Consider the following 25,661-nt stretch of genomic DNA (forward strand, 5'->3'; position numbering starts at 1 on the left):
CCCTTCTAACTGATTCGATCCATTAATTTTTTTCGATATTGTGACGGAGTGGTTCCAACAATCTTTTCAAATTGCGTAACAAAATAATCTGGATTATTAAATCCGACATTTTCTGCCACTTCATACACTTTTAAATCGGTAGTTCGTAAGAGTTTCTTAGCTTCATCCATTCTTACCGTTAAGATGTAATCCTTAAAATAAACACCATATGTTTTTTTAAACAATTGCCCCATGTATACCGGATTCATAAAAAATTTGTTCGCAATCGATTTTAGCGTTATCGGTTGATCATAATGCGTATGGATGTATTTCTTGATTTGATAAATGGTTCCTTTCACATTGTTTTGATTTAATTTAGCCAGGATGTTGGCTGCATCTTTGATAAAATCTCCCCATAAAACTTGTAATTGCTGAAGACTTAAAGAATATTGGTCCCACTCTAGCATTTCTTTTAAATTGGCGATTTCCTGTTCATTTCCTTCTGATTCTTTAATCGATTTAAGAATTTTATGATTGAGGCGGTTAACCATGGTTCGCCAAGCATCTTTAGCGAACTTCATTTCTTTGCAAGCTTGTAGCATCTTATTTAATTGTTTGTCGATCTTTTCATGACTATTTTCTTCTACACATTCCATCATTTTGTCATAGTAGGCCTGATCTAGATCAATGAAAAACACACCTTTTTCAGCAATCATGGCAGATGTAATAATCGGCTCATCAACTAAGTATTTGAATTGCACACACTTTTTTGCCGTCTTATATGAAGTAGTTAATTCTTCGACCTTCTGAACCGTTTCACCACAATAAATATGCATATCTAAATCTGCTCGCCGATACCACTCATGGAGAAATTGATCTAGCGTTTGATGATTCGCAGACAAAAATTTGTCACTGATTACCAAACCAAAGCAATTGATATTATCTTCAAAACAGATAAAATGATTTTGTGCGTCCATCGAAAGCAAAACATTTTCTAATTGTTCAAAGCTTTGTTGATAATCCATATTCAAGCCGTTTAACTCGGCTTTTATAAATGTATAAGCCGTCGCTTCCAAGAAAGGATGCTGCCATTCATTTGACAGGTTACATTCTTTGTCACATAAAAGAAACTTCTTCAATTCTGATACCGTTTCCAATTTATCTTCCATTTGTTTGGTTTCATATTCAGCTTCGATCGCATCAGCTATTTTTTTCAATGTTTGATGAATTTCATCTTGATCAACAGGTTTCAAAATAAAATCTTTTACTCCATAACGAAGTGCGCGCTGTGCATATTTAAAATCGTTATATCCACTAATGACAATAAAATAAGGGGATTGGGATAACGTTTCTTTCGCATGTTTAATTAAATCCAAACCATCTAAGACAGGCATTCTGATATCGGTTAATACAAGGTCTGGCTGAAGTTTCTTTATTTCCGTCAATGCATCTTCTCCATTTCCTGCTTCCCCGCAGACTGTAAAGCCATATGATTCCCAATCTATCAATGTTTTGATTCCTTTACGAACAAAGACATCATCATCGACCAAATAAACTTTATACATGCTTCTTCTCCCCTTTCATATATTCTTTCTCTAATAAGCTTTGCTGCCTGTTTTCAAAGCTTTCAAAGGCAAAAATAGCCAACCGAGTGACAATATAAAAAGTGAAGCTGATGCCAACGACTGGGAGTAGACCAGGAATAAACCTCCATACATATTGCAGTAAAAATAAAGCAACGAACATTGCTAGCGTAACAAAAGGACTAAATAACCCTAATACAATCGCATGCTTAAATGTTTGCCGTATCGTTAAGTCGAAATGTGCAAAGGTTGGAAATATGTACAATATCGTAATCGTGTAAATAATCCCAATGACGATAAATAAGACCAGAAATAATGATTGAAAGGTTGAAGTATGCTGGGTAATCCATTGAAAATCCACATATAAAATATAGCCAATAATAGTCAATAGATAGCCGATTACGTTTGATTGGATAAACTTATGCTTATAAGCTTTGAAAAATGTTTTGTTAAAAGCAATCTCATCCTTTCGCACACACCACTCCCTCATGGTAATCACTAAAGCCGCTGTAGCCGGAAATATACCGAGAACAAGCAAGCCAACAAGTGACATCATTACCCACAACAAATTTAAATACATAATCCACATCAACCATTCCAAAAAACGATAAAAGCCATTGGAATTTACTGTTTTTGCCATTGTGACCCCCCTTTATTGAAAACGCTTTAAAAAACAAAGAAAAAAATATACTTTGTTTATTCGATAGACATACTTATTATAGTACAATATGTATCAAAAGAAAAGTGGGTTTTCGATTTATTGTGATTATTTTGCCCTAGAAATTTCCACTAATTGATTTTATTGTGTAAGTAGCCCATGCAGAACAGCAGAAGGAGGAGTTTTATGAGTTACGCAGCTACATTTACCAACAGAAACTATCGAAACGTATGGAAGGAATATGAGTATGAAGAGGAGCTAATCAATCGTAAAGTAGAGAATACATGGAAACAATTATTTGATCCCTCACACCCAGAAACACAAATCTATTTTCCTGTCGGTGATGATCTAGGTTATATGCTTGATACCGGAAATGACGACGTCCGAACAGAAGGTATGTCCTATGGAATGATGATGGCAGTACAAATGAATGATCACGATATTTTTGATCGATTATGGAAGTGGTCAATGACTTATATGTATATGGAAGAAGGAGAAAATGCTGGCTACTTTGCCTGGTCATGTGCACCAGATGGTTCAAAGAATGCTTATGGCCCTGCCCCAGACGGTGAAGAATATTTTGCATTAGCACTGTTTTTTGCTTCACATCGCTGGGGTGATGGTTCAGGAATCTATCAATATAGTAAACATGCAAAGGATTTATTACATCGTTGCATTCATAAAGGAGAAAATAATGATGGCTATCCAATGTGGAATCCAGATAATAAACTGATAAAGTTTGTTCCTAGCGTAGAATTTTCTGATCCCTCCTATCACTTGCCGCATTTTTATGAATTGTTTGCGTTATGGAGTTATGAGGAAGATCGTGATTTTTGGAAGGAAGCTGCCATCGCTAGTAGGCAATATATTGCAAAGTCGGCACACCCGATAACCGGTTTGGCACCCGAGTATGCTTTTTATGATGGTTCACCTAATCATATTAGAGGGTTCGGCCATTTCTTCAGTGATTCTTACCGCGTTGCCTGTAATATTGGATTAGATTATGAATGGTTTCAAGATAATGCTTGTCCAGTCGTCGTCACGGAAAAGATCCAAGCATTCTTTGCTGATAAAGATCCTGAGGATTACAGAAGGTATAAAATTGACGGAGAACCTTTCGACGAAAAAGCACTTCATCCAGTGGGACTAATCGCCGCCAATGCTATGGCATCATTAGCGACAAGCGGTGACAATGCGAAAAAAGCTGTTGATCTATTTTGGAATACCCCCGTCAGGAAAGGAAAGAGAAGATACTATGATAACTGTCTTTACTTTTTCAGTCTTTTAGCATTAAGTGGGAGATTTAAAATTTGGTTTCCATCATAAATAAGGATATGGATTGATAGGGTAATAGTAAGTATCGGCAGTGTTATACTGTGATTATACTAAAAAGCCAAGGAAATTAACCCTTGGCTTTTTTTATTATTTTCTAAAGTCCATCAAATCTTGATTTAGTTGCTTTGTTTGTTGGTATACATCTAGATACAGCTTAAATAACTGCTTATATTTTTCTACGTTGTCTGGATTTGGTTGATAAGTTTCAGCATCTTCTAAAATGGCATCTGCACATTCTTTTAATGAAGGATACCAGCCAGAACCATAGGCAGCAAGCATCGCAGCTCCCATTCCAGGACCCTGCTCACTTTTTAATTTCACAATATTGGCATCAAAGATATCAGCTTGCATCTGTAGCCAATCTTGATTCTTCGCTCCACCACCGATCGAATAGATCGTATCGATTTGCTTGCCATTTTCTCTAAAGATCGCAATCGATTCGTTAAGTGAGAAGGTAATTCCTTCTAATACTGCACGGGCAAAATCCTTTAATGTATGGGAACTATCCATACCGATAAAGCTACCGCGAATTTGCGAATCGGCATGTGGCGTACGTTCACCCACAAGATAAGGCGTGAAAAGTAAACCATTTGCCCCAGCAGGTACTTCACCAACACCATCTAACAGCTCATCAAAGCTCTGTTCAGCTGCAAATGTTGTTTTAAACCAATTTAAGCTATGCCCAGCTGCTAACGTAACACCCATGGCATAGTATGCATCCTGTTCACCATGGTTGAAATAGTGTACTTTTCCTTTATAGTCTTTATCACCTGTTGGTTCATAGGAAAGTACCACACCAGATGTTCCAATACTTGCAAAAGTTTTTCCTTCAGATAATATACCTGAACCGATCGCACCACAGGCATTATCCGCTCCACCAGCAAATACATCTGTATCTGGAGATAATCCAGTTTCAGTTGCAATCTCTGACGTTATTTTTCCGACATTGTCATGTGAATCAACTAGTGGCGGGCAAATCGAAACGTCTAAGTCAAGTAAGTCACAGATTTCTTTGCTCCACTCTTTTTTCGCTACATCTAATAAACTAGTACCAGCTGCGTCAGAGTAATCCATATGCACTTGCTCTGTTAAGCGGTAACGCACATAATCCTTAGGTAAAACGAATGTTTTTGCTTTCGCAAAGATTTCCGGCTCATGTTCTTTCACCCATAAAATTTTCGGTAAGGTAAAACCTTCTAATGCTAAATTTTTCGTAATATCAATAAACTTTTCTTTGCCTACTTTTTGATAAATTTCCACGCATTGTGAAGTTGTACGCGTATCATTCCAAAGAATAGCATTACGCAACACTTGATTATTTGCATCAAGTAGTACTAATCCATGCATTTGACCGGAAAAGCTTAAACCTTCAATTTCAGAAACATTTCCACCAAATTGTTGTACAAGCTCTTTTAGCCCAGCTACTGTTTGTTCTACCCAGTCTTCTGGCTTTTGCTCAGAGTATCCCGTTTTCTCTTGAATTAATGGGTAATCCTTCGAAACTTCCTGAACTACTTCACCAGCTTTGTTTACTAATAAAAGTTTCACTGCGCTTGTGCCAAGATCGACACCGATTACATAACTCACAGTCACACCTCTCCTCTAACTTTTGCTTATCATTGTAACCAATACAACTCCTATAATCGAAGGGAAGACTTAGCTATGCACGAGATCAGCTAAGTCTTCTTCACACTGTATTAATTATTGATCAGCGTATGCGTTTAATAGATATTGGTTGATCGTTGCTTTGATTAATTCTAAGCGACCTGATTTGTTTTTAATTTCTTTAAGGTTTAATGCATGTTCTTCTAATGATTTGAAGTCTGCTTTACCTTCTACGATATCTTTACCGATACCTTCTTTAAAGCTTGCATAACGGTCATCAATGATTTTTTCAAATACTTGGTCTTCTACTAATTTGCTAGCTACTTTGTATCCAACTGCAAAGTGATCCATACCTGCAATATGTGCAAGGAATAGGTCATCTTGTTCAAATGAACCACGACGTACTTTGGCATCGAAGTTCAGACCACCAGATCCAAGTCCACCGTTTTTGATGATTTCATACATAGCTAGAGTTGTAGAGTAGATATCTGCAGGGAATTCATCTGTATCCCATCCTAATAATGGGTCACCTTGGTTTGCATCCACAGATCCTAGTAATCCGTTAACACGTGCATAACGAAGCTCGTGTTCGAATGTATGACCAGCAAGTGTCGCGTGGTTTGCTTCAATATTTAATTTAAAATGATCCTCCAAACCATACTTTAATAAGAATGCATGTGCAGATTGAGAATCAAAGTCATATTGGTGAGTTGTTGGTTCTTTTGGTTTCGGCTCGATTAAGAATTGCGCATCAAAGCCGATTTCTTTCGCATAATCTACTGCCATGTGGAAGAAACGTCCAAGATTGTCTTGCTCTAATCCTAGATCAGTGTTAAGTAGTGTTTCGTAACCTTCACGTCCTCCCCAGAATACGTAGTTTTCTCCACCAAGTTCTTTTCCTATTTCTAATTGTTTCTTTACCTTCGCTGCTGCATATGCGAATACATCGGCATTGCTAGAAGATGCCGCACCATGAACAAAGCGTGGATTCGTAAAGTTATTTGCTGTGTTCCAAAGTAGTTTTACATCACTATCTTTCTTATAATCTTTAATCATTTCAACAATTGTATCAAGGTTTTGATTTGATTCGCGTAGTGTAGCACCTTCTGGAGCAATATCTACGTCGTGGAAACAAAAATATTTCACACCTAGTTTTTCAAAGAATTCAAATGCCGCTTCTACTCTCGCTTTAGCGCGATCCATACCATCATACTTATCCCAGTTACGGATTGCTGTCCCTGTACCAAATGGATCAGATAAATCTTCAGTAAATGTGTGCCAGTAAGCTACACCAAAACGAAGGAATTCTTCCATTGTTTTACCATTGATCTTCTCTTCCGGATTATAAAATTTAAATGCTAACGGGTTAGTGGATTTCGAGCCTTCATATTTAATTTTGTCAACGTTTTCAAACCATGTCATTTATACATACCTCCAAGTTATATCCATTATAGATTTGATTTCGTGATTATTATAGCAACAACACTTAAGTTTGTCTAGTGAATAAACAAAGATTATAGAATTATTTTTTTGATTGTGTTAAAATGAGGTTAATTTATTATGTTAAGGGAAGAGTGAGCAGATTGAGTCAAACGTGGAATCAGCATGTCGTAAAAAAAGAGAACAAAGCACTAGTTCTTAAAACTATTCAAGAAAGAGCGCCTATCTCTCGAGCAACAATTGCAAATGTTACCGGTTTAAACAAAGGGACTGTTTCATCACTCGTAAGTGAACTAATAGATGAAAAGTTAATTCATGAATCTGGTACAGGTAAATCCAGCGGTGGCAGACGACCAGTGATGTTACTTTTAAATGAAACTGCTGGATTTACTATTTCAGTTGATCTCGGTGTTAAAAGTATTTTAGGTGTGCTAACCGATCTTCGTGGTAATATCTTGTCAGAGAAGAAAGTCCGTTTCAAACAGGAAGATTTCGATGAAGTATTGGCATTGTTATATCAATTAATTGATGGCTTAAAAAACGATGCCCCAGAATCTGAATACGGAATTGTTGGTATCGGTATCGGTGTACCAGGAGTTGTAACTATGAATGGCGAAATTTTATTGGCACCAAACCTTGGTTGGAAAAAGGTTCCGCTCCAACAAATTCTTTTTGACCACTACAAGGTCCCTGTTACGGTGGAAAATGAAGCAAATGCCGGGGCATACGGTGAGAAAGTTTACGGAGTCGGACAAATGTCCAATGAGTTAGTCTATACAAGTATTAGTATCGGTATTGGTGTCGGTTTGATTTTGGAAGGTAAATTATATAAAGGTTTAAGAGGCTTCTCTGGTGAACTCGGACACATGACAATTGAAAAGGATGGACCAAATTGTCGTTGTGGAAACCAAGGTTGTTGGGAACTCTATGCTTCTGAACAAGCATTGCTAGACCAAGCAGAAGCAGATGGATTTAAAGATGCTACGGTTGAACATTTAATCGAAACTGCTGATCAAGGTGACGCGAAAGCGATACAGTTATTAGAAAATGTAGGTGACTATTTAGGTGTAGGAATTACTAATATTATTCATATTTTTAATCCTGAACAAGTAGTTGTCGGCAACACACTACGCCAGGCCGAAAAATATATTATGCCCGCCATTGAAAGAAGAATTGAGAAGAATGCAATCGGCTTTAACAAGAACGACGTCCAGTTAAACGTAGCTAAACTGCAGAACCATTCTACCGTAATGGGAATGGCTGCCTTTAATATTGAGAAGTTTTTTACGGAAACTGGGAATGAACCTGTGATACATTAAATTATCATTTTGTTTACATTTTTACATGCAGCTGGAGCATTTTCTCATTCCTCTTCTATTCCAGCTGCTGTTACCACTTTAATTCCTTCTTTCTACTCCATTATTATTGAATAATTAGATGTACTAATGTATTCACCCCGTTTAGGCTTTTTTCATATGCTACATGGGGTGATGACATGAATAAAGAATACAAAGAATATCTTGAAAACTTGTTGAATTGGGGAGAAAAGCTGAAACAGACTATTCAACAGAGTGAGCTTTTGGACGATGAAAAAATGCATGCTTTAAATCAAGTGGAAAAATGGCAAGGGAATATTTACGAATTATTAGACCAAGAAGAGACGGAGGCAAATCCTGAAAGAATGTTAGATTTAAGAGCAGAGGGGGAACATTTGATCCAAGAAATACAAGGTTCTTCCAATAGAGATAGTGTGCCTTATGGTAAGCACAAACTGCCTCCTTTGCCTTATGCTTATAATGCATTGGAACCTTATATTAGTGAACAAACTATGCGTTTACATCACACAAAACACCACCAGTCCTATGTTGACGGATTAAATAAAGCTGAAGAAGCTTTATACACCGGCAAAAAAGGCAAAGATCCGATCAAGCATTGGTTAAGAGAACAAGCATTTAACGGTTCAGGTCATTATTTGCATACCATCTTCTGGTATAACATGACACCAAACAGTAAGAAGAAACCATCTGGTGAGATACTCAAACAAATCGAAAAAGATTTTGGTTCATGGAGTAGCTTTAAAAAGTTGTTTACTGATGTTGCGGAATCAGTAGAAGGTAATGGTTGGGCAGTATTGCTGTGGTCACCGAGAAGTGGTAAACTAGCGATCCAATCATTTGAAAAGCATCAATTATTCCAATTACCGGACACCATTCCTTTATTAGTGCTAGATGTTTGGGAACATGCCTATTACTTGCAACACCAAAATGATAGAGCGTCCTATATAAAAAATTGGTGGAATGTCGTGAATTGGGATAATGTGAACGAGAGATTAAAAGAAGCTAAAAAAATCAAATGGAAATTATATTAAAATGAATGAAGCGATATTTTTATCGCTTCATTCGACTATTTAACGACCTTTTTGCTATACTTATTAGGAGAGGAGTTGATTAATTGATATTAAAAACCCCACAAAAAACGAAATCATTGTTACAGTTAGAAATACTACAAGATCGTTACCTCGAAGTACCTCCTAATATTGTAGATGCATTCGGTCGTGAACTAGCAGGTTACCTCGGAGAAAAAAGCTTACCTTATTACATCAACCTCACATCATTAAATTCCCATTATGATTTATATAACTTGCGCCTTGAGCATAATAGACACCATTTTCAAATGGATGGATTATTCCTTTTTTCGAACTTTCTTTTGATAATAGAAGTTAAAGGAAAGATAATGCTAAATGATGCAAATCAACTGATTCAATCGAAAGATACTGAAGAAAAAGTTTATGATAATCCCATTATGCAAGCTGCTTTACAAAAAGAACAACTACATTCATTACTGTCAGAATTAGGCTACCACTCCATTCCTATTCACCCTTTAGTCGTTTTCACACATAAAAAAGTAAACCTATCAATTGATCATCCAGATATAATCACTGCTCAACTGCTACCATTTCGACTAAAAAAACTTTCAAAGGATTTCCCTAACCATATACTAACAATGGATCAGTTGCTCACCCTTGGAAAAGAATTGCTTACTTTGAATAGTGAAAAAAATTTGAAACTATTACAGGATACACACACAGATTTACGCAATATTCGCCGTGGTGTATTTTGTCCAAAGTGTAAACCTATTGTCATGAAACGTACACACGGTGGATGGGTATGTCCCAAGTGTAACTATAAAAATCGAGACTGCCACATATATGCTTTAATTGATTTCATTTATCTCTTTGGAGAATTCATTACAAACAGACAGCTTAGATGGTTCCTTTTAATAAATTCAGAATATACTGCAACAAGAATATTAAAAGATTTAGGTTTAAAAGCAGAAGGTAACACGAAAAACAGAAGGTATAATTTGTTACCTTTGTTGAAATATCAAAGATAGAACATTTCTTTTATATTAATGCAAGTTGCACAGCCTTTATTCGATATCAGCTTTTATTTATTGCGAAACGATGCTCATTTATTGCGAAATCACCTTTGTTTATTGCGAAACACTTCTGGAACTATTAATTGAAAATCCGGTGTGATCTCCTTGAGGCACACCGGATTATTTTTTATGAATATGAATCAATCAAGCTATCATCCAACCCTGGGTACGAAGATGTTTCATCCTTTAGTAATTCTACTTCAATTAATTTCACTTCATTTTTTGTTAATAGAAGGTCTAGTTGTAACCTTGAATCTTTAGCATTCTCTTGAAAGGATTCAAATAGTGGCACTGCACTATGTTTTAATGTTTCCACTTGTGCTTTTGACGGAAAACGCGGTCGGCCCATCTCTTGCCATACTCGCCATGGGTTGGCATGTTTTTCACTGATTGATTTAGAAGAGACAAAATACTTCCCGTTAGCTAAAGGCAATTGAATGTTTATTACACGATTATGATCATCACCTTTCTCCATCACTAAATTCCAGACAACCAGCGAAATACTCCCATCTTTCTTTTCCGTAACAAGGATGTGATCATCTCGATATAATACCTTCCTTCCTAATCGATTAAAAAAGGCAAAAAGATGATAGGTTGGCTTTCGTACATGACCTAAGCCCATCAAGCCAAAGCCTCCATGAAATTGCGCTTTCGGTACATCTAGTTCTTCGAAAATATCACTAAATGTCCAATACGAGAAGGAATCAACATGATCGCCACCTGCACTTAATATCTTTGCTAAATAGGCAGCATTTAATGTTGTATCATGAACCGGATTAATCGGACTATACGATGTATTATATTCCGTTATATGAAAAGGTAGATCAGGAAAATCGGAGTCTTTAATCATCTGTCTAACATTTTTAAATTCAGTTAACATCTTATCTGGTTCTGCTAACTCTTGATAATAATAATCCGCTGTTACTTTATGTGGTGGACGTGATGTATAGGCATGACGCGAAACGAAATCAACAGGCACGTTTTCGTTTTTGCAAAATGTCAAAAAGTCTGTAATCCATTCATCTGATCCACCACAAATAGCCGGTCCACCTACTTGGATTTGCTGATCAACAGATTTAATCGCATTAGCTGTCACTTGATATAACGTAAAATATTCTTCCTTGTCAGCATCTTTCCAAAAATTCACGAGATTCGGTTCATTCCAAACTTCAAACGGCCATGTTAACACTTCTTCTCTACCATAACGGTCGATAAAGTGTTGCGTTATCGCTTTGATTAAGTCTTCCCATTTTTGATAATCATTTGGTGGTGTGACATTGCCTTCCCAGGCAAAAATCGTTTGATGATCAGAAGCCAATCGTTTAGGCATAAATCCAATTTCAACGAATGGCTTTAGGTCAAGCTCCAGAAATGAATCGAAAATTCGGTCAATATAAGTAAAGTTATAAAAAGATCTCTTCTCTCCATCAACTTCGATCTCTCGATAAATCCCGATATCATCATGTAACAGACCATGACCTCTTATATAGGAAAAGCCGATTTCTTCTTGTACCGTTTTTAAGTGCTCCAAATATTCCTGCTGTAAAGCTAAACCTAAGCGACCAGTACCGATACATTTTTTCCAATTATCCGAAAAAATAGCTTTATTTTCTCTTTTCACCTGAATTGTGGTCATCTTAAGTTCCTTCCTTTCTCCACCGCTTCAATAAATGCTTTTGCTCTATTGGTTAAATCATCTAAATAATTCTTTGTAATCTGATCCGCCTGTTTAACTAATGTACTTCCCGCTCCTACTGCAACAGCTCCTGCCTCGATGTATGCCCTAGTATTATCAACATCTATACCACCTGTAGGCATTAAAGGAATATGTGGAAGCGGACCTTTGATATCCTTAAAAAACCTCGGCCCTACTACACTAGCAGGAAATATTTTAATCATATCTGCCCCTTTTTCATAGGCTGTTAAAATTTCAGTCGGTGTAAAGGCACCAGCAACAGATACGGCACCATATCGTTTCGTCATTTCAATCGTTTCTTCTTTTACTGTTGGCGAGAAAATAAACGATGCACCGGACATTAAGGCTGCACGTGCTGTTTCCGCATCAAGCACGGTTCCTGCCCCAACCATTACCTCGTCACCTAATTCGTCTTTTACTTTCTCTATAAGTGTTAACGCTTTAGGTGTTTCCACTGTTATTTCAAGCGATGTTATCCCGCCATCACGTAATGCTTGCGCAATAGGAATAATTGTTTCAGGTGTGGTTTTGCGCATTACCGCTACTACACCAGTATCTAACATCCTTTGTAATACAGTCATTTGCATTCAACCTACCTTTTGACATCGATATTATCTAGCTGGAACATAAATTGATGTAATTCTTCTTGATCTGGTAATCCTTCGTAATCACCTTTCACTTGTGTTTGCATTGCCCCTACAGCATTCGCCCGCTTGACCGCATCGCTTAACGGAAGTTGATCAAGCATACCAGATAAAAAACCTGCCACGAAGCCATCACCTGCCCCGACAGGGTCGATCACTCGTGGAACTGGAAATCCTTCGATATATCCGCTTTCATTTTTAGTCTTAAAATACGCTCCCTTTTCTCCAAGCTTAATAATAACTGTTTCACAGCCACGAGCTAAAAATGGATCGGATACCTGTTCTGGATCTGTTTCATCAAATAAGAAGTCCGCCTCTGCTAAGCCTGGTAAAACAATATCTGATAACGCCACCATTTCTGTTAGCACAGTTCTTGCTTTTTGTTCTGACCATAGCTTCCGTCTTAAATTCGGATCAAAAACGACTTTTACCTGGTGCTTACGAGCTAGCTTCATCATTCGAATCACAGTATGATAGGCAGAATCACTCAAAGCTGGCGTTATTCCGGTCACATGGAGATATTTGGCATCTTTTATATAAGCTTCATCGATATCATCCGTTTGTAAAGTACTTGCTGCCGATCCTTTGCGATAATAACTGACACGGATATCATCAGCATGGCGGATTTCTTTAAAATAAAGCCCTGTCGGAAAATCCGGATCTCGTTTAACTTGGCTGACATCGATTCCTTCTCCACGCACCGTATTTAAAATATATGTACCAAATTCATCTTTCCCTAGCTTACTAACCCAGCCTACGTTATGCCCAAGGCGAGCAAGACCTATTGCTACATTAGTCTCGGCTCCACCTACATTTTTGGAAAAGGTCTCTGCATAGCGCATCATTGGAATTGATACGGGAGTAAATACAACCATTGATTCACCAATCGTAATGACATCTTGCATGATTACACCCCACTATATGCCATAAATCCGCCATCAACTGGAATACAAGTACCGGTTACAAAACCACTTGCTTCTTCATCAACAAGCCAAAGCAATGTTCCTAATAAATCTTCTGGCGATCCTAGGCAACGCATTGGTGTATGATCAATAATTTTTTGCATACGTGGTGTTGGTGAACCATCTTCATTTGTTAAAAGCGGTCTGTTTTGATCTGTTAAAAAGAAGCCGGGAGCAATTGCATTGACACGTACATTCGCTTCCGCCATATGCACTGCAAGCCATTGTGTAAAGTTATTGATCGCAGCTTTGGCAGCACTGTATGCTGGCACTTTTGTCATTGGACTCGGTGCACTCATTGATGAAATGTTGATAACGGTCGTTTTCCGTTCCACCATCCGCTCGGCAAAAACTTGTGTTGGAATCAAGGAACCGATAAAATTAAGGTTAAATACCGATGAGAAGCCTTCTGTTGTCATATCAAAAAATGTGCGGATGGAGGGGGCTGACAATTCTTCTTTTTCAAACTTTTCACTTGCTGTTGTACCGTCAGGATGATTACCTCCTGCACCATTTATCAGAACGTCACAGGCTCCATATTCTTGGAATATTTTTTCTTCGGCTTTCATCACCGCTTCTCGATCGAGTACATCACAGCCAATTGCCAACGCTTCTCCACCTTGTTCTTTAATAGCATCAACTACCTTTTCTGCTTTTTCGTAAGTGCGATTTAATATGGCTACCTTCATGCCTTGACGTGATAATTCCTTAGCCATTGCTCCACACAGGACACCGCCGCCACCAGTAACAACGGCTACTTTATTTTTTAAGTTCGAATGGATTGGTAACATCTAATTCATCCTTTCCTTTGACTAATTGGTAAGCATCCCATAATCCCCATAAATACATAATGCCAAGTGCTCGATCATATAGCCCATAACCTGGTCTACACTGCTCATCCCAAATATGCCTACCATGATCAGGTCTCGTGTAGCCTGTAAAGTTAATATCATGATAGGCTCTGACAATCTCGTCAATGCCAATTGAACCATCATTTGTTCGGTGAGATGTTTCAATAAAATTACCATTATCAAATAATTTCACATTACGAATATGAGCAAAATGAATACGATCTTGAAACTCATGAATCATCGAGACAATATCATTATCTCTTCGAACTCCTAATGCACCTGAACATAAAGTAATCCCATTATACTCGCTTGGCACCAGACGCATAATGTTACGGAGGCGCTCTTGTGTTGTCACTATCCGCGGAAGACCGAAAATTTCCCATGGCGGATCATCTGGATGAATCGCTAATTTGATATCATATTCTTCACATACTGGAATGACTTTTTGTAAAAAGTACCGTAGATGATCGATTAAATCATCTTCTGTCACGTGCCGATAGGCTGCAAATAAATCCTTTAGTGTCTCTAATCGTTCCGGCTCCCAGCCTGGCATCGTATAATCAGGATTTGCGGCAATTTTTTCGACCAATTCTAACGGATCCATATCTGTCACTTTTGCCTTTTCATAGAAAAGTGCTGTCGATTGATCAGGTAAGGAACCAAATAAATCGGTTCTTACCCAATCAAATACTGGCATGAAATTATAGCAGATGACTTTTACATTTACTGCCGCTAAATTTTTGATCGTCTCTATATAATTCGTAATATATCGATCACGGTCTGCTCTCCCTAGTTTAATAGATTCATGAATATTGACACTCTCCACAACATCTAGGTGTAATCCATAACGGTCTACTTGTTGCTTCACTTCATAGATGCGATCTTGCGGCCATATTTCACCTGGAGGAATATCATGCAATGCCCAAACAATACCCTCCACTCCGGGAATTTGTTTAATTTGAGATAAAGTTACACTATCATTCCCCTCACCAAACCATCGAAACACCATTCGCATGTTGTCACATCCCTTCTTTAGTAGATGGTTCGTCCGTATTGATCTGGGATACCAGATTTACGGTAAAAATAGGTGTTGATCTGATCACGCCATTCCTTAGCGTTCTCCAATTGTCGCTCTAAGCGATTCTTTACATTCTCAAATCGTTCCCTATCAATATGGTTGTTTAATCCATTCCATTGCTTGATTAAGCCTTCAACCTGTTCATAGCCTTTATAATGAGTGTCATAGATATGTTGAATAACCGTCTTCCCGCTTTTTAACGTATACTTGTATGGTACATGGTGAAAAAATAAAAGCAGTTCATCTGGAACTTTATCTAAGTCATTATATATAGATTGATGCGGTTCTTGATATTGTTCGGTATAACCTGTTCCTGTTTCTTTCGTCCGATCAACACCAATTCCAGCCCGATCAGCGAAATGATAGGTTCCCCATTTCGAATACTCATACCCATCAATATTAGGTCCGTAATGCAAACCAGGCGTTACCATCCAGCCCACTCCAAGTGGAGCGGTATAATTTTCATAGATTTTCCATGCGTTTAATAGCATATCTTCAATCGTGTGAAGCACTTCTTCGTTCGTACCAAACGTCTGCCTAATCCATTCTTTTGCAATCTCTTCCGAGGTTAATGCTGGATTCCAGGTTAATCTGCCATATCCATAGAGATTTGCTTGTGCTAATGTATTTCCTGTCCAGTTTTCATCATCACCAATATTTGAAACTGCTGCTACCCCACTGTATTTATTGTGATGAATATTGCCGGCTACTATTTCTTCAATGGTCGTTCCTTCTCCCTTAATGTGCGTATCAAAGGCAAGGACTTCTTTCCACTGTGGTATTAGATAGCATAAATCGATTTGTTGGCCAGTATATTCTTGCGCCACTTGAAATTCGATCATTTGATTCGTATTTGGCATCACCCCAATTAATGGTGAGACAGGCTCTCGCACTTGAAAATCCATCGGCCCATTTTTCACTTGTAAAATCACATTTTCATGGAAACGTCCATCCAATGGTTTAAAGTGATCATAAGCTGCTCTTGCCCGATCTGTTGACCGGTCACGCCAATCCTGTAAGTGGTTATAGACAAAACAGCGCCAGATTACTTTACCTTGAAATGGTTCTAACGCTGCTGCTAACATGTTCGCCCCATCGGCATGGTCACGATCATATGTAAAAGGGCCAGGTCTATTCTCGGAGTCTGCTTTCACAACAAATCCGCCAAAATCCGAAATATAATCATAAATTTCTTTACTTTTTTCTTTCCACCAATATTTTACGTTTTGATTAAGTGGATCTGCTGTATCTAGATCTCCGAGTGTCACAGGGCTGGCAAAATTGATACTTAGATAAAGTCTGATACCATATGTACGGAAAATGCTAGCAATCTCTTGGATTTCAGGAAGATACTTTTTCGTAATAAAATAGGTTTCTTCTTCCCAAACGTTGACATTGTTGATCGAAATGGCATTGATACCGACAGATGACAAAAATCTCGCATAATCTTTGATTCTCGTTTTATCTTCGACAAATTGATTATTTTGATAGAAAATCGATTGACCGGAATACCCTCTCTCAATACTACCGTCAAAGTTATCCCACTGATTCAGCATTCGAAATTGATTTTTCGGCTGTTCGACTATACTTAATTGTGTGATATCTGCATGGAGTTGCATCAACCTTAACAAATGATGTACTCCATACAAAACAGCAACATCAGAATTACCGGTAATGATTAATTGTTTTTCATCCGACGCAAGCAGGAAAGCTTCTTCATTCTTATCTACTAATTTCGCTTGCTTGTTTTCATCTAAATATTGAGCTAGCTCACTCTTGTTACCGATTACAACTTTGCTTTTAAAGGGGTTATTCGAAACGTTGAATTCCTTGCCAAGCATTTGTGGTACAGCCACAAGCAGTTCTTCCTTTGCAGCTTGTACCTGTAACCCATCACCTACCACACTAACTTGATCAAACAAAAGTTGGTATTGCTCTTTCGTTTTGCTATCTGTTACTGGCTGATATTGCAGCCACATGTTATATTCTTTACTATTCATACCTACTCTCCTTCTCTCTAAACAAAAAATTCTGGATTTTGATCTTTTAGCTGATCTTTTTCTATTTCAACGAGCTGTAGATGTTCCATCGCTGCTTTTTCAGCTGTCTCAGGATCTCTGCCAGCTATTGCTTCAAATATATTACGATGCTGGGCGACGATGATTTTCCAATCATGATTGACAGAAAGACGTAGTAGACGTAAACGATCAAATTGAACATTCATTCGTTTTACCATATTCCATGTTCTATGTTTACCACAACCTCGATACATTAACTGGTGAAATTCATCATCTAATTCGAATAAGCGTTGATAAGATCCTTTTTCTAATGAAAATTCCTGAAGTGTTAAGTTGGATTCCATTTGCAACAAATCTTCTTTTTCCATTGTTTCGGCTGCTTCTCTTACAATAGCTTTTTCAATATTTTCTCTGACAAAGCGTCCTTCCTCTACTAATGCTAAATTAATTTTAGTCACAATAGTTCCAATTTGTGGATAGACCCCTAGCAATTCTTCTTGATTTAATTGTAGAAAAGCTTCTCTAACTGGCGTTCTGCTAACATTAAGCTTATCCGAGATTTCTTTTTCAGATAGCTTTGTTCCAGGGGCAATTTCCCCATTCATAATTTGTGTTTTAATCGTGTTATACACATAATCCCGTGACGATCCTCTTGTTCTTTGACTTTGAGTGACCATTCCTACACCTTCTTTATACTAGTATGGTAGTTTATATTATACGCTTATTATTAGTAAATTTCAACATTGAACATGGATCATTCTTCATATTCCCATAAAATTCGCCATTCTTGATCCTCTTCAGCTAAAATAACTGGTTGATCAATTTCTAAATAACCATATTTACTCTGATAAATATAGGTTACGATAAGTCGATAAACGGTTTGAGTGTTTGCCAGATCTGTGGTCATTTGATAATTTTCAATTTTCACCGGTTCATCGATCGTAAAATCAAACGTGTTAACACCAAAATGTTCAAGAAATACATGGGCACGATCCTGAATATAGTCGCTCTTGTCGAATCTGTTCTTCATGGACGAATGAAACATCTCCCATGAATTGGAGAAGTCTCCGCTTTGTTCGTATTGGTAAAACTGTTCTGCAACTTCTTCCACTTCTCGTTCTGTGGAAAAAAACTGTATGATCACATACACAACTAACGTGATGAAAGCTACCGAAAGGATTAATCCGATTAGCAATATGATGTTACGGTTTTTTTGATAATTATAACGGCGAAATTTCATTTTGATCACCCAATTTTCAAAATTATATTCATTTAAAAAGCCTTTATATAGCATATTCGCCATTACTTAATTTAGAATTAACATTATTTACCAATAAAATAAGTATATATACCTATTGTAATCGCTTTCTAAATTTTATATACTGAAATCGGTTACAATAATAGTTGTTGTGTACATATACTGTTCACATCTTCCTGAGATGTGGATACATGTACAGTATTTTGATTCAAAATAGATTGTCCCCCTTTGCACCCTATAATATAGGGTGCCTTTTTTTGCAACAACAAAACTCCTTTACCGAAATCTCCGATCCTGCTTGTTTTTATGATGTGGAGTAGATACATACTGCGAACTAATGAAAATTTGTGGAGTGAGGTTTTCCCCATTCTGATTTTTACTGAGTGCTTACATACGCTACGGCAAGATACTTCGCTGTGCGTAGTGTTCTGTTTTTTGAAAGAAGTAATACATGGGAGTAGATTTCCGAGTATTTTCGCTTTAAAAAGATAGAACACTGTTACTAGCGTAGGCAGAATACGGAGACTCCTTTGGGAACAGCACGAGCCGAAGATCCACTTGGTAAAGTGGTTTTCTTTACCAAGTTAGCTGAGGCCGTGCCCACGGAAAGCGGAGTATTCTGCCGGAGCGGTTTGTCTGCACTCTCAAAGTCAAGAATGGAAGAGAGCAAACACATGTCCAAGTTACTTCGCGGTTTATTGATTTTGTGCTATTCTTTGATATTCTTGGAACAAAAAACACACTCCACTTGGGAGCGTGTTTTTAGCTTAGTGTGCTTCTGCTTGTTTGATAAAGCTTTCTGCATTTTTGTGTGTAACTTTTTCTTTGATAAAAGGAATCACATATCTATCTAATCCAAATCTTCCAGCGTTATAACCTGCTACAAGTATGAATAATGTGAGTAAAATCATTTGACCATTTGTGCTGATGGTTCCACTGAATAGGAATGCAAAGTTCATGATGATTCCCATTAATGCTGCGAAATTAGTAAACACACCTAGGATAAGTGCGATACCTACTAGTAATTCTCCCCACATAACGAGGAATGTAAAGATATCAGCTCCAGGAATTGCAACAGCTTCTAAGAATGCAGCCCACCAGCCTTGAACAGTTGGATTCTCACCACTCGCATTTGCTACAGCTCCTTGTAGAAATCCGCTAGCATCAAATTCTCCACCAGTAATCTTACCCCAACCTGCTGTCATCCATTGATACCCTAAATACACTCTAATGAAAGCTAATATTCCTGCTACTACTTTATTATTTCTTAATAAGTTTACAAACATTATTGGTCACTCCTTTTAATTTTTGTTCAACACTTCACATATTTAACTATAAATTAATTTGTTTCTGCTACGACTTGTTTTAATTGATTTCTTCTCTTATTTGCTATTTTTTGGCGAATAAATGGAATTACGAAACGGTCTAAACCAAATCTACCTGCATTAAAACCTGCTGCTAACAGAAGTGCTGTTAATAAAATCATTTGCGGATTACTGCTTACTGTTCCACTGAATACAAATGCAAAGTTCATTACAATTCCCATCAACGCTGCAAAGTTTGTGAAGATCCCTAGAATAAGCGCAATTCCTACTAAGAACTCTCCCCACATTACTAGAAAGCTAAAGACATTTGCTCCTGGAATTGCCACATTTTCAAGAAATGCTGCCCACCAGCCTTGTACTGCAGGATGGTCACCTCCTGCTTTAGCTACTGCTCCTTGTAAATAACCGGACGCATCAAAACCTCCTGTTATTTTGCCCCAACCTGATGTCAACCAAGTATACCCTAAATAAACACGAATAATAGCTAGAAACCCTGCAACATAACGATTAGTCCTTAAGAATTCTAAAAACATCTTCCATCACTCCTTTTTAATGTTCAATATTTCACATATAGTTATATGTTTGTTATCTTTAATACACTTATATCATATCATGTTTGAGTTCTATTTCAACAATATTGTTCATTTATTCACAATTAAGTCAATTCTTTGTGTCTAATTTGTGACATCGCTTCCTTTTTCAGTTATGCTAATAATACATGCTTTTATTTGCAAGGGATAAACGATCACTTATAAAAAAAGAGATGAGGTGCAAGGAATGAAATATCGCAGACTCGGTAAAACAAATCTAGATGTCTCAGTAGTAGGAATTGGTACTTGGCAATTCGGTGGTGAGTGGGGACAGGATTTTACGCAAGTAGAAGTTGATCAAATTCTCGATCAGGCAAAACAAGAAGGAATCAACCTGATCGACACTGCTGAATGTTATGGTGATCATCTCTCTGAACAATTTATCGGTAATTATTTAAGTAAAAATAATCGTGAAGACTGGATTGTAGCAACAAAATTCGGTCACCATTTTCACCGTAATTTTGAACGAACGCGCCATTGGTCTGCAGATGAAGTGTTGAAACAACTGGATGACTCCTTGAGATCATTAAAAACGGATTACATTGATGTTTATCAGGCCCATTCCTGTACTGATGAAGAATTTACTAATGATGATTTATGGACCACGTTAGACAAACAGAAGCAGGCAGGTAAGATTCGACACTTAGCGATTTCACTAGCTGGAAATGAAGACAGTTATCAGACTGATCAAGCAACAGAGGTTGGAGCGGAAGCAATTCAAGTAGTTTATAACCGCCTTGACCGTGCACCCGAGGAAAAAATATATCCTGCTGCCATTAACCAAGATCTTGGCGTTCTGGCCAGAGTTCCATTAGCAAGTGGCTACTTAACCGGCAAGTATAAACCAGGTTCTACATTTGAAGCAAATGATGTAAGATCCAGACATGATCGTGACAAAACCGACCGCTTGTTAAGAATCGTTGAAGAAATTGCCCGCCATGAAGTTCCTGAAGGAGTAAATATGGCAAGTTGGGCGCTTGCTTGGTGCTTAAAACACGATGCTGTCACGACTGTTATACCAGGTTGTAAAAACCGAGAACAGGTCATTTCCAATGCACGTGCGGCTGATTTAGGTATCGTTTCAGAGAAACATCCGCAAGCTAAATGAATTATCTTGTAAATAATTGTTTCAATAAAAAAACAACAGCTCAATGATGGAAGCTGTTGTTTTTTATGTAGTTATCCACCATATACATCTTCACGAACTGTAGGGCTACTACTATTACCGCTACTACTGCTGCTGCCACTGTTATAACTGCTGGAACCGTCATTATTATCTTGATAATAGTATCTATTATTATTGCTGGACTCTACTTGCTCGGTTCCTTCATATAGGTTTTCTTCATTTTCTAGTTCAACAGTTTCATCAATGTCTTCCTCATCTTCTATTTCTTCACTTTCTTCATTTTCATCCTGTTCTTCTTCTCCAGCTAGTATTTCTAATTCTTTAGGTAAATGAGTATTGATCGTGCTTAATGCCTTTGTCTGATGAAAATCATAAGCATATTGCTGAATGGAATTGTTATTAAAGACGGTTTTACCATCAAGGTAACTTTTAATAAACCATCCTAAGCCAATCAGTAATGTAATCCCTAATGCAATTGTAATGTATACGGCCATCGAATCTTGATTATTTCTCAGGGCTCTCCCCTCCAAGCATTACGACATTCATACTACTAAATTACCATTGAAAGATAAAAATGTAAATAAACCATTTAAATTATTCATAGTTTGCTAGTTTTTAATTCAAGTCTAATGTCCCACTTTTATTTCGCATACAGGTAAGGATCCCCTTTTCGATTTCTAGTTGAGCTACTTGAATCGAGGAACGTTTAGATAGATAAGAATCTTCTCCGTAACCTTTTAAACGGTCAGGATGAGTAAAGTAGAAAGGAGTGTACCCTTAAAAGATACACCCCTTCATCCCATCCCTATCAGTATTTATACATATTTAGCAAAACTTTGCTTGACCTCTTGCAATACGTCATCCCCATCACGATCCCACAATGATTGATTAATGATCTCAACTTCAATCGGACCATGGTAACCTGCTGCTTCTACTGCTTTTCTCATTCTATTAATTTCGATCACACCGTCTCCCATCATAAAACGGCCTTTAAACATATCATCCATCGGAACTTTCCAATCAGACACATGAAACCCTAAAATTCTTCCTTTTGCCCGTTCTATTTCTACATATAGACTGGGGTCCCACCATACATGGTAGACATCGACAATAACACCGACTTCACTTGGATCATATTTTTCTGCGATAGTTGTCGCTTGGTCCATTGTGTTAATAACCGACCTGTCTGCCGCAAACATCGGGTGCAACGGTTCAATCGCAAGTTTGACACCATAATCTTTTGCAAAAGGAACTAATGCATCTATTCCTTCTGCAACATGCTCTCTTGCCGTATCAATATCTTTATCGGCACTTGGACCACAAACCAACACCAATGTATCTGTACCTAATTCTGCTGCTTCTTCTACCGCCCTTTTATTATCATCGATTCTTTCTGCTCTTTCTTTTGCAGTAGCTGCTGGGAACATACCACCACGGCAAACACTGGATACTTGTAAGCCTGCATCCTTGATTAGTTGCTTCGATTTATTCAAACCAATTTCTGCTATTTTATGGCGCCAGACTGAGATCCATGGTACATCATGACGGAGGCAACCTTCTACTGCCTCCTGAAGATTCCATTGTTCGGTTGTGATTTGATTTAAACTGAGACGGCTCATTAATTGATCTTCTGTCATCTTGTACCCTCCTGTTTCACGCCGGCTAATTCTAACGTCAAACGCATTCTTTCTGTTGCTAACTCTGGGTTTCGTAACAAGCCTGCTTGATCTGCCATCACAAATAAATCAGCCAAATGAACGATTGAACGAGCACTTTCTTTTCCACCGATCATGCGGAAATGATCTTGATGACCATTAAGGTATGCCATAAAGACAACACCTGTTTTATAAGAAAAAGTTGGCGTCTGGAAAATATGGCGCGATAGTGGTACTGTTTTTTCTAATAAGTGATTATATTTTTCTAGGTCACCTGCATCTAATGCATGCATCGCTGCCGCTGCCGCCGGAGCAATTGCGTCAAAAATACCTAACAAGGCGTGACTGTATCCTTGTTCATCACCTTTGATAAGTTCTGGATAGTTGAAATCATCGCCGGTATACATTCTAACACTAACTGGTAACTTACGACGCATCTCAATTTCTTTTTGATCATCTAGGAGCGAAATCTTAATACCATCGACTTTTGCTTCATTATCTCGAATGATTTGCAAGCATACTTCCATGGCTTCATCTAAATTTTCATGGCCCCAGTAGCCTTTTAATGCTGGATCAAACATATCACCAAGCCAGTGTAAAATAACAGGCTGGGACACATTTTGTAAAATTTTATTATAGACACGTTGATAATCCTCTGGCCCTTTTGCACAGGCAGCAAGTGCTCGGCTTGCCATCATAATAATTTTACCGCCTTCTCCTTCTACAAAAGAAACTTGTTCTTCGTATGCTCTCTCTACATCTTCTAATGTCACAGACGGAGATGGTTCCAGATGGTCTGTTCCAACTCCGCTTGCGATATTCCCACCGACAGCTTCTGCTTCTTTAATCGAACGTGAGATCAACTCTTTTGCACCTTCCCAGCTTAATCCCATGCCGCGTTGTGCGGTATCCATTGCCTCTGCTACAGATAACCCGAGTGACCATAAATAATGACGATATTCCATCGTTTTATCCCAATCAATTTGAGAATGAAAGGTTGGATCAGCATCTGCTAGTGGATCGGCTACTACATGAGCAGCCGAAAATGCAGTTCTTTTTTCAAAAGGTTTATCTGCTGGAACATCAAAAGATTTGTAATTACTAGCTTGATACGTATATAGTTTTCGATCCTTTTTCGGTAAAATCAGCTTTGTCATTTGTGAACCTCCTTACAATTTGATTTCCGGTACGTCGATCCACCGTCTTTCTTCCCAAGATTTCAAACCAAGATCAGAAAGTTGCGTCCCTTTTGCTCCTTCAAGCAGATCCCAAGGGAACTCCTCATCTGCAAAGACATGTTTAAGGAACAACTCCCATTGCACTTTGAATCCATTGTCATACACATCATTTGTCGGTACTTCCTGCCACTGCGCTTGGAAATCAAATGGATTTTCGATATCCGGGTTCCACGTTGGCTTTGGTGTATTGACACGATGCTGTACTTTGCAATCTCGAAGTCCTGCAACCGCACTACCTTCCGTACCATCCACTTGAATAGTTAACAAATCATCACGGTTTACTCGTACAGCCCATGATGAATTTGCCTGGACAATCACACCATTATCTAATTCAAATGTTCCATATGCTGCATCATCTGCCGTTGCCTTATATGTTTCGCCATTTTCACCGACACGCTCTGGAATATGAGTAGCTCCTAAGCATGACACTGCTTTTACATTGCCAAAAAGGTTATCGATGACATAGCGCCAATGTGCAAACATATCAACAATAATGCCGCCACCATCTTCTTTCCGATAGTTCCAAGATGGACGTTGCGCTTCTTGCCAATCTCCTTCAAACACCCAATAACCAAATTCCATTCTTACCGATAACATTTTGCCAAAGAAACCGGATTCGATAAGACGCTTTAATTTGAGTAAACCTGGTAAGAATAATTTGTCTTGTACTACCCCATTTTTCACTCCCGCTTCTCTTGCCAATCTTGCTAGTTCAATGGATCCTTCTAGATTAGTAGCGGTTGGCTTTTCACAATAAATATGTTTCCCAGCTGCTATTGCTTGCTTAATACTATCAGCGCGCCTAACAGTTGTTTGGGAGTCAAAATAAATTTCATTATAATCATTTTTTAATGCCGCCTCTAAATCTGTTGAATAGCGTTCAATGCCATGAGCTTCTGCCAGCGCTTTCAATTTCTTTTCATTTCTCCCTACTAAGATTGGGTCAGGCATTAATGTATCTTCATTTTTTAACAAAACACCACCTTGTTCTCTAATTGCTTTAATAGAACGAATTAAGTGCTGGTTCGTTCCCATTCTCCCTGTAACCCCATTCATAATAATTCCGATTTTGTGCTCTGCCATTATTTCTTCCCCTTTCAGTTGCTAATTTATAATAAGTTTATCGTAATAAAAAAAATTCGTCTTATTAATCTAAGAACGAATTTCTTAAAATCGGAAATG

General features: G+C 37.9%; 23 protein-coding genes. 5 read left to right on the forward strand and 18 right to left on the reverse strand.

Translation table 11 applies throughout. The features are described 5' to 3' along the window. Positions 1-5: 5 nt before the first annotated feature. Both J5J03_RS04655 and J5J03_RS04660 read right to left on the reverse strand, forming a co-directional pair. Positions 6-1,544, reverse strand: coding sequence for a response regulator transcription factor (locus J5J03_RS04655; protein ID WP_208586577.1), 1,539 nt, complete (start codon positions 1,542-1,544; stop codon positions 6-8). Then, positions 1,537-2,202: a YesL family protein gene (locus tag J5J03_RS04660; protein WP_208586579.1), complete on the reverse strand. Its 666-nt coding sequence runs from the start codon at positions 2,200-2,202 to the stop codon at positions 1,537-1,539. The genes J5J03_RS04655 and J5J03_RS04660 overlap by 8 nt, the downstream gene beginning before the upstream one ends. Before the next feature lie 204 nt (positions 2,203-2,406). On the opposite strand from J5J03_RS04660, the gene J5J03_RS04665 reads away from it, so the two are divergent. Beyond that, positions 2,407-3,546 carry a glycosyl hydrolase family 8 gene (locus J5J03_RS04665; protein WP_208586581.1) on the forward strand — a complete coding sequence of 380 codons (1,140 nt, stop codon included), beginning with the start codon at positions 2,407-2,409 and terminating at the stop codon, positions 3,544-3,546. 96 nt (positions 3,547-3,642) lie between these two features. On the opposite strand, the gene xylB is transcribed toward J5J03_RS04665, so the two are convergent. Next, positions 3,643-5,142, reverse strand: a complete 1,500-nt coding sequence (gene xylB / locus J5J03_RS04670) for a xylulokinase (protein WP_208586589.1) — start codon at positions 5,140-5,142, stop codon at positions 3,643-3,645. Positions 5,143-5,256: 114 nt separating this feature from the next. Beyond that, entirely contained in the window at positions 5,257-6,582 is a 1,326-nt protein-coding gene (gene xylA / locus J5J03_RS04675) for a xylose isomerase (protein ID WP_208586597.1), read from the reverse strand. A 161-nt stretch (positions 6,583-6,743) separates the two neighbouring features. Between xylA and J5J03_RS04680 the strand changes: the two genes are divergently transcribed. From J5J03_RS04680 to J5J03_RS04690, 3 genes are all read left to right on the forward strand, one after another. Then, positions 6,744-7,919: an ROK family transcriptional regulator gene (locus J5J03_RS04680; protein WP_208586599.1), complete on the forward strand. Its 1,176-nt coding sequence runs from the start codon at positions 6,744-6,746 to the stop codon at positions 7,917-7,919. Positions 7,920-8,095: 176 nt separating this feature from the next. Beyond that, the gene (locus J5J03_RS04685) at positions 8,096-8,968 is read left to right on the forward strand and encodes a superoxide dismutase (RefSeq protein ID WP_208586601.1); all 873 of its coding nucleotides are present in this window, start codon (positions 8,096-8,098) and stop codon (positions 8,966-8,968) included. 83 nt (positions 8,969-9,051) lie between these two features. Next, positions 9,052-9,993: an NERD domain-containing protein gene (locus J5J03_RS04690; RefSeq protein ID WP_208586612.1), complete on the forward strand. Its 942-nt coding sequence runs from the start codon at positions 9,052-9,054 to the stop codon at positions 9,991-9,993. 172 nt (positions 9,994-10,165) lie between these two features. Here J5J03_RS04690 and J5J03_RS04695 read toward each other — a convergent pair whose 3' ends face one another. The 10 genes from J5J03_RS04695 to J5J03_RS04740 form a co-directional block, all read right to left on the reverse strand. Next, positions 10,166-11,674 carry a GH39 family glycosyl hydrolase gene (locus J5J03_RS04695; RefSeq protein ID WP_208586614.1) on the reverse strand — a complete coding sequence of 503 codons (1,509 nt, stop codon included), beginning with the start codon at positions 11,672-11,674 and terminating at the stop codon, positions 10,166-10,168. After that, a complete protein-coding gene (locus J5J03_RS04700) occupies positions 11,671-12,315 on the reverse strand; it encodes a bifunctional 4-hydroxy-2-oxoglutarate aldolase/2-dehydro-3-deoxy-phosphogluconate aldolase (protein ID WP_208586616.1) in 645 nt (214 codons plus the stop codon). The genes J5J03_RS04695 and J5J03_RS04700 overlap by 4 nt, the downstream gene beginning before the upstream one ends. An 11-nt stretch (positions 12,316-12,326) precedes the next feature. After that, the gene (locus J5J03_RS04705; RefSeq protein WP_208586618.1) at positions 12,327-13,283 is read right to left on the reverse strand and encodes a sugar kinase; all 957 of its coding nucleotides are present in this window, start codon (positions 13,281-13,283) and stop codon (positions 12,327-12,329) included. 2 nt (positions 13,284-13,285) lie between these two features. Then, positions 13,286-14,131 (reverse strand): SDR family oxidoreductase, encoded by an 846-nt coding sequence (locus J5J03_RS04710; protein ID WP_208586620.1) that lies wholly within the window; start codon positions 14,129-14,131, stop codon positions 13,286-13,288. After that, positions 14,100-15,206, reverse strand: coding sequence for a mannonate dehydratase (gene uxuA / locus J5J03_RS04715; protein ID WP_208586629.1), 1,107 nt, complete (start codon positions 15,204-15,206; stop codon positions 14,100-14,102). The genes J5J03_RS04710 and uxuA overlap by 32 nt, the downstream gene beginning before the upstream one ends. Before the next feature lie 17 nt (positions 15,207-15,223). Then, positions 15,224-17,269 carry an alpha-glucuronidase family glycosyl hydrolase gene (locus tag J5J03_RS04720; protein WP_208586633.1) on the reverse strand — a complete coding sequence of 682 codons (2,046 nt, stop codon included), beginning with the start codon at positions 17,267-17,269 and terminating at the stop codon, positions 15,224-15,226. A 17-nt stretch (positions 17,270-17,286) separates the two neighbouring features. Further along, positions 17,287-17,964 (reverse strand): GntR family transcriptional regulator, encoded by a 678-nt coding sequence (locus J5J03_RS04725; protein WP_018931137.1) that lies wholly within the window; start codon positions 17,962-17,964, stop codon positions 17,287-17,289. A 77-nt stretch (positions 17,965-18,041) separates the two neighbouring features. Next, a complete protein-coding gene (locus tag J5J03_RS04730) occupies positions 18,042-18,527 on the reverse strand; it encodes a hypothetical protein (RefSeq protein ID WP_208586635.1) in 486 nt (161 codons plus the stop codon). Between the two features lie 785 nt (positions 18,528-19,312). Next, entirely contained in the window at positions 19,313-19,831 is a 519-nt protein-coding gene (locus J5J03_RS04735) for a DoxX family protein (RefSeq protein ID WP_208586637.1), read from the reverse strand. A gap of 53 nt (positions 19,832-19,884) precedes the next feature. After that, a complete protein-coding gene (locus J5J03_RS04740; protein ID WP_208586639.1) occupies positions 19,885-20,403 on the reverse strand; it encodes a DoxX family protein in 519 nt (172 codons plus the stop codon). 244 nt (positions 20,404-20,647) lie between these two features. Here J5J03_RS04740 and J5J03_RS04745 point away from each other — a divergent pair, with 244 nt between their 5' ends. Next, complete coding sequence (locus tag J5J03_RS04745) at positions 20,648-21,568, forward strand: aldo/keto reductase (RefSeq protein WP_208586641.1); 921 nt, start codon at positions 20,648-20,650, stop codon at positions 21,566-21,568. Between the two features lie 71 nt (positions 21,569-21,639). Here J5J03_RS04745 and J5J03_RS04750 read toward each other — a convergent pair whose 3' ends face one another. The 4 genes from J5J03_RS04750 to J5J03_RS04765 form a co-directional block, all read right to left on the reverse strand. Then, the gene (locus J5J03_RS04750; protein WP_208586644.1) at positions 21,640-22,080 is read right to left on the reverse strand and encodes a hypothetical protein; all 441 of its coding nucleotides are present in this window, start codon (positions 22,078-22,080) and stop codon (positions 21,640-21,642) included. 321 nt (positions 22,081-22,401) lie between these two features. Further along, positions 22,402-23,223 carry a sugar phosphate isomerase/epimerase family protein gene (locus J5J03_RS04755; protein ID WP_208586646.1) on the reverse strand — a complete coding sequence of 274 codons (822 nt, stop codon included), beginning with the start codon at positions 23,221-23,223 and terminating at the stop codon, positions 22,402-22,404. Beyond that, on the reverse strand, positions 23,220-24,398 hold the full coding sequence (locus tag J5J03_RS04760; protein ID WP_208586648.1) for a dihydrodipicolinate synthase family protein: 1,179 nt from the start codon (positions 24,396-24,398) through the stop codon (positions 23,220-23,222). The genes J5J03_RS04755 and J5J03_RS04760 overlap by 4 nt, the downstream gene beginning before the upstream one ends. A gap of 12 nt (positions 24,399-24,410) precedes the next feature. Then, positions 24,411-25,562, reverse strand: a complete 1,152-nt coding sequence (locus J5J03_RS04765; protein WP_208586650.1) for a Gfo/Idh/MocA family protein — start codon at positions 25,560-25,562, stop codon at positions 24,411-24,413. Positions 25,563-25,661 lie beyond the last annotated feature (99 nt).

The sequence above is a fragment of the Gracilibacillus suaedae genome (assembly GCF_017599345.1).
Classification (GTDB): domain Bacteria; phylum Bacillota; class Bacilli; order Bacillales; family Amphibacillaceae; genus Gracilibacillus; species Gracilibacillus suaedae.

Excerpts from the sequence above, each read along its gene's own strand:
- J5J03_RS04655 (WP_208586577.1), bottom strand. The coding sequence starts at position 1,544 with ATGTATAAAGTTTATTTGGTCGATGATGATGTCTTTGTTCGTAAAGGA.
- J5J03_RS04660 (WP_208586579.1), bottom strand. The coding sequence starts at position 2,202 with ATGGCAAAAACAGTAAATTCCAATGGCTTTTATCGTTTTTTGGAATGG.
- J5J03_RS04665 (WP_208586581.1), top strand. The coding sequence starts at position 2,407 with ATGAGTTACGCAGCTACATTTACCAACAGAAACTATCGAAACGTATGG.
- xylA (WP_208586597.1), bottom strand. The coding sequence starts at position 6,582 with ATGACATGGTTTGAAAACGTTGACAAAATTAAATATGAAGGCTCGAAA.
- J5J03_RS04685 (WP_208586601.1), top strand. The coding sequence starts at position 8,096 with ATGAATAAAGAATACAAAGAATATCTTGAAAACTTGTTGAATTGGGGA.
- J5J03_RS04695 (WP_208586614.1), bottom strand. The coding sequence starts at position 11,674 with ATGACCACAATTCAGGTGAAAAGAGAAAATAAAGCTATTTTTTCGGAT.
- J5J03_RS04700 (WP_208586616.1), bottom strand. The coding sequence starts at position 12,315 with ATGACTGTATTACAAAGGATGTTAGATACTGGTGTAGTAGCGGTAATG.
- J5J03_RS04705 (WP_208586618.1), bottom strand. The coding sequence starts at position 13,283 with ATGCAAGATGTCATTACGATTGGTGAATCAATGGTTGTATTTACTCCC.
- J5J03_RS04710 (WP_208586620.1), bottom strand. The coding sequence starts at position 14,131 with ATGTTACCAATCCATTCGAACTTAAAAAATAAAGTAGCCGTTGTTACT.
- uxuA (WP_208586629.1), bottom strand. The coding sequence starts at position 15,206 with ATGCGAATGGTGTTTCGATGGTTTGGTGAGGGGAATGATAGTGTAACT.
- J5J03_RS04720 (WP_208586633.1), bottom strand. The coding sequence starts at position 17,269 with ATGAATAGTAAAGAATATAACATGTGGCTGCAATATCAGCCAGTAACA.
- J5J03_RS04725 (WP_018931137.1), bottom strand. The coding sequence starts at position 17,964 with ATGGTCACTCAAAGTCAAAGAACAAGAGGATCGTCACGGGATTATGTG.
- J5J03_RS04730 (WP_208586635.1), bottom strand. The coding sequence starts at position 18,527 with ATGAAATTTCGCCGTTATAATTATCAAAAAAACCGTAACATCATATTG.
- J5J03_RS04735 (WP_208586637.1), bottom strand. The coding sequence starts at position 19,831 with ATGTTTGTAAACTTATTAAGAAATAATAAAGTAGTAGCAGGAATATTA.
- J5J03_RS04740 (WP_208586639.1), bottom strand. The coding sequence starts at position 20,403 with ATGTTTTTAGAATTCTTAAGGACTAATCGTTATGTTGCAGGGTTTCTA.
- J5J03_RS04745 (WP_208586641.1), top strand. The coding sequence starts at position 20,648 with ATGAAATATCGCAGACTCGGTAAAACAAATCTAGATGTCTCAGTAGTA.
- J5J03_RS04750 (WP_208586644.1), bottom strand. The coding sequence starts at position 22,080 with ATGGCCGTATACATTACAATTGCATTAGGGATTACATTACTGATTGGC.
- J5J03_RS04755 (WP_208586646.1), bottom strand. The coding sequence starts at position 23,223 with ATGACAGAAGATCAATTAATGAGCCGTCTCAGTTTAAATCAAATCACA.
- J5J03_RS04760 (WP_208586648.1), bottom strand. The coding sequence starts at position 24,398 with ATGACAAAGCTGATTTTACCGAAAAAGGATCGAAAACTATATACGTAT.
- J5J03_RS04765 (WP_208586650.1), bottom strand. The coding sequence starts at position 25,562 with ATGGCAGAGCACAAAATCGGAATTATTATGAATGGGGTTACAGGGAGA.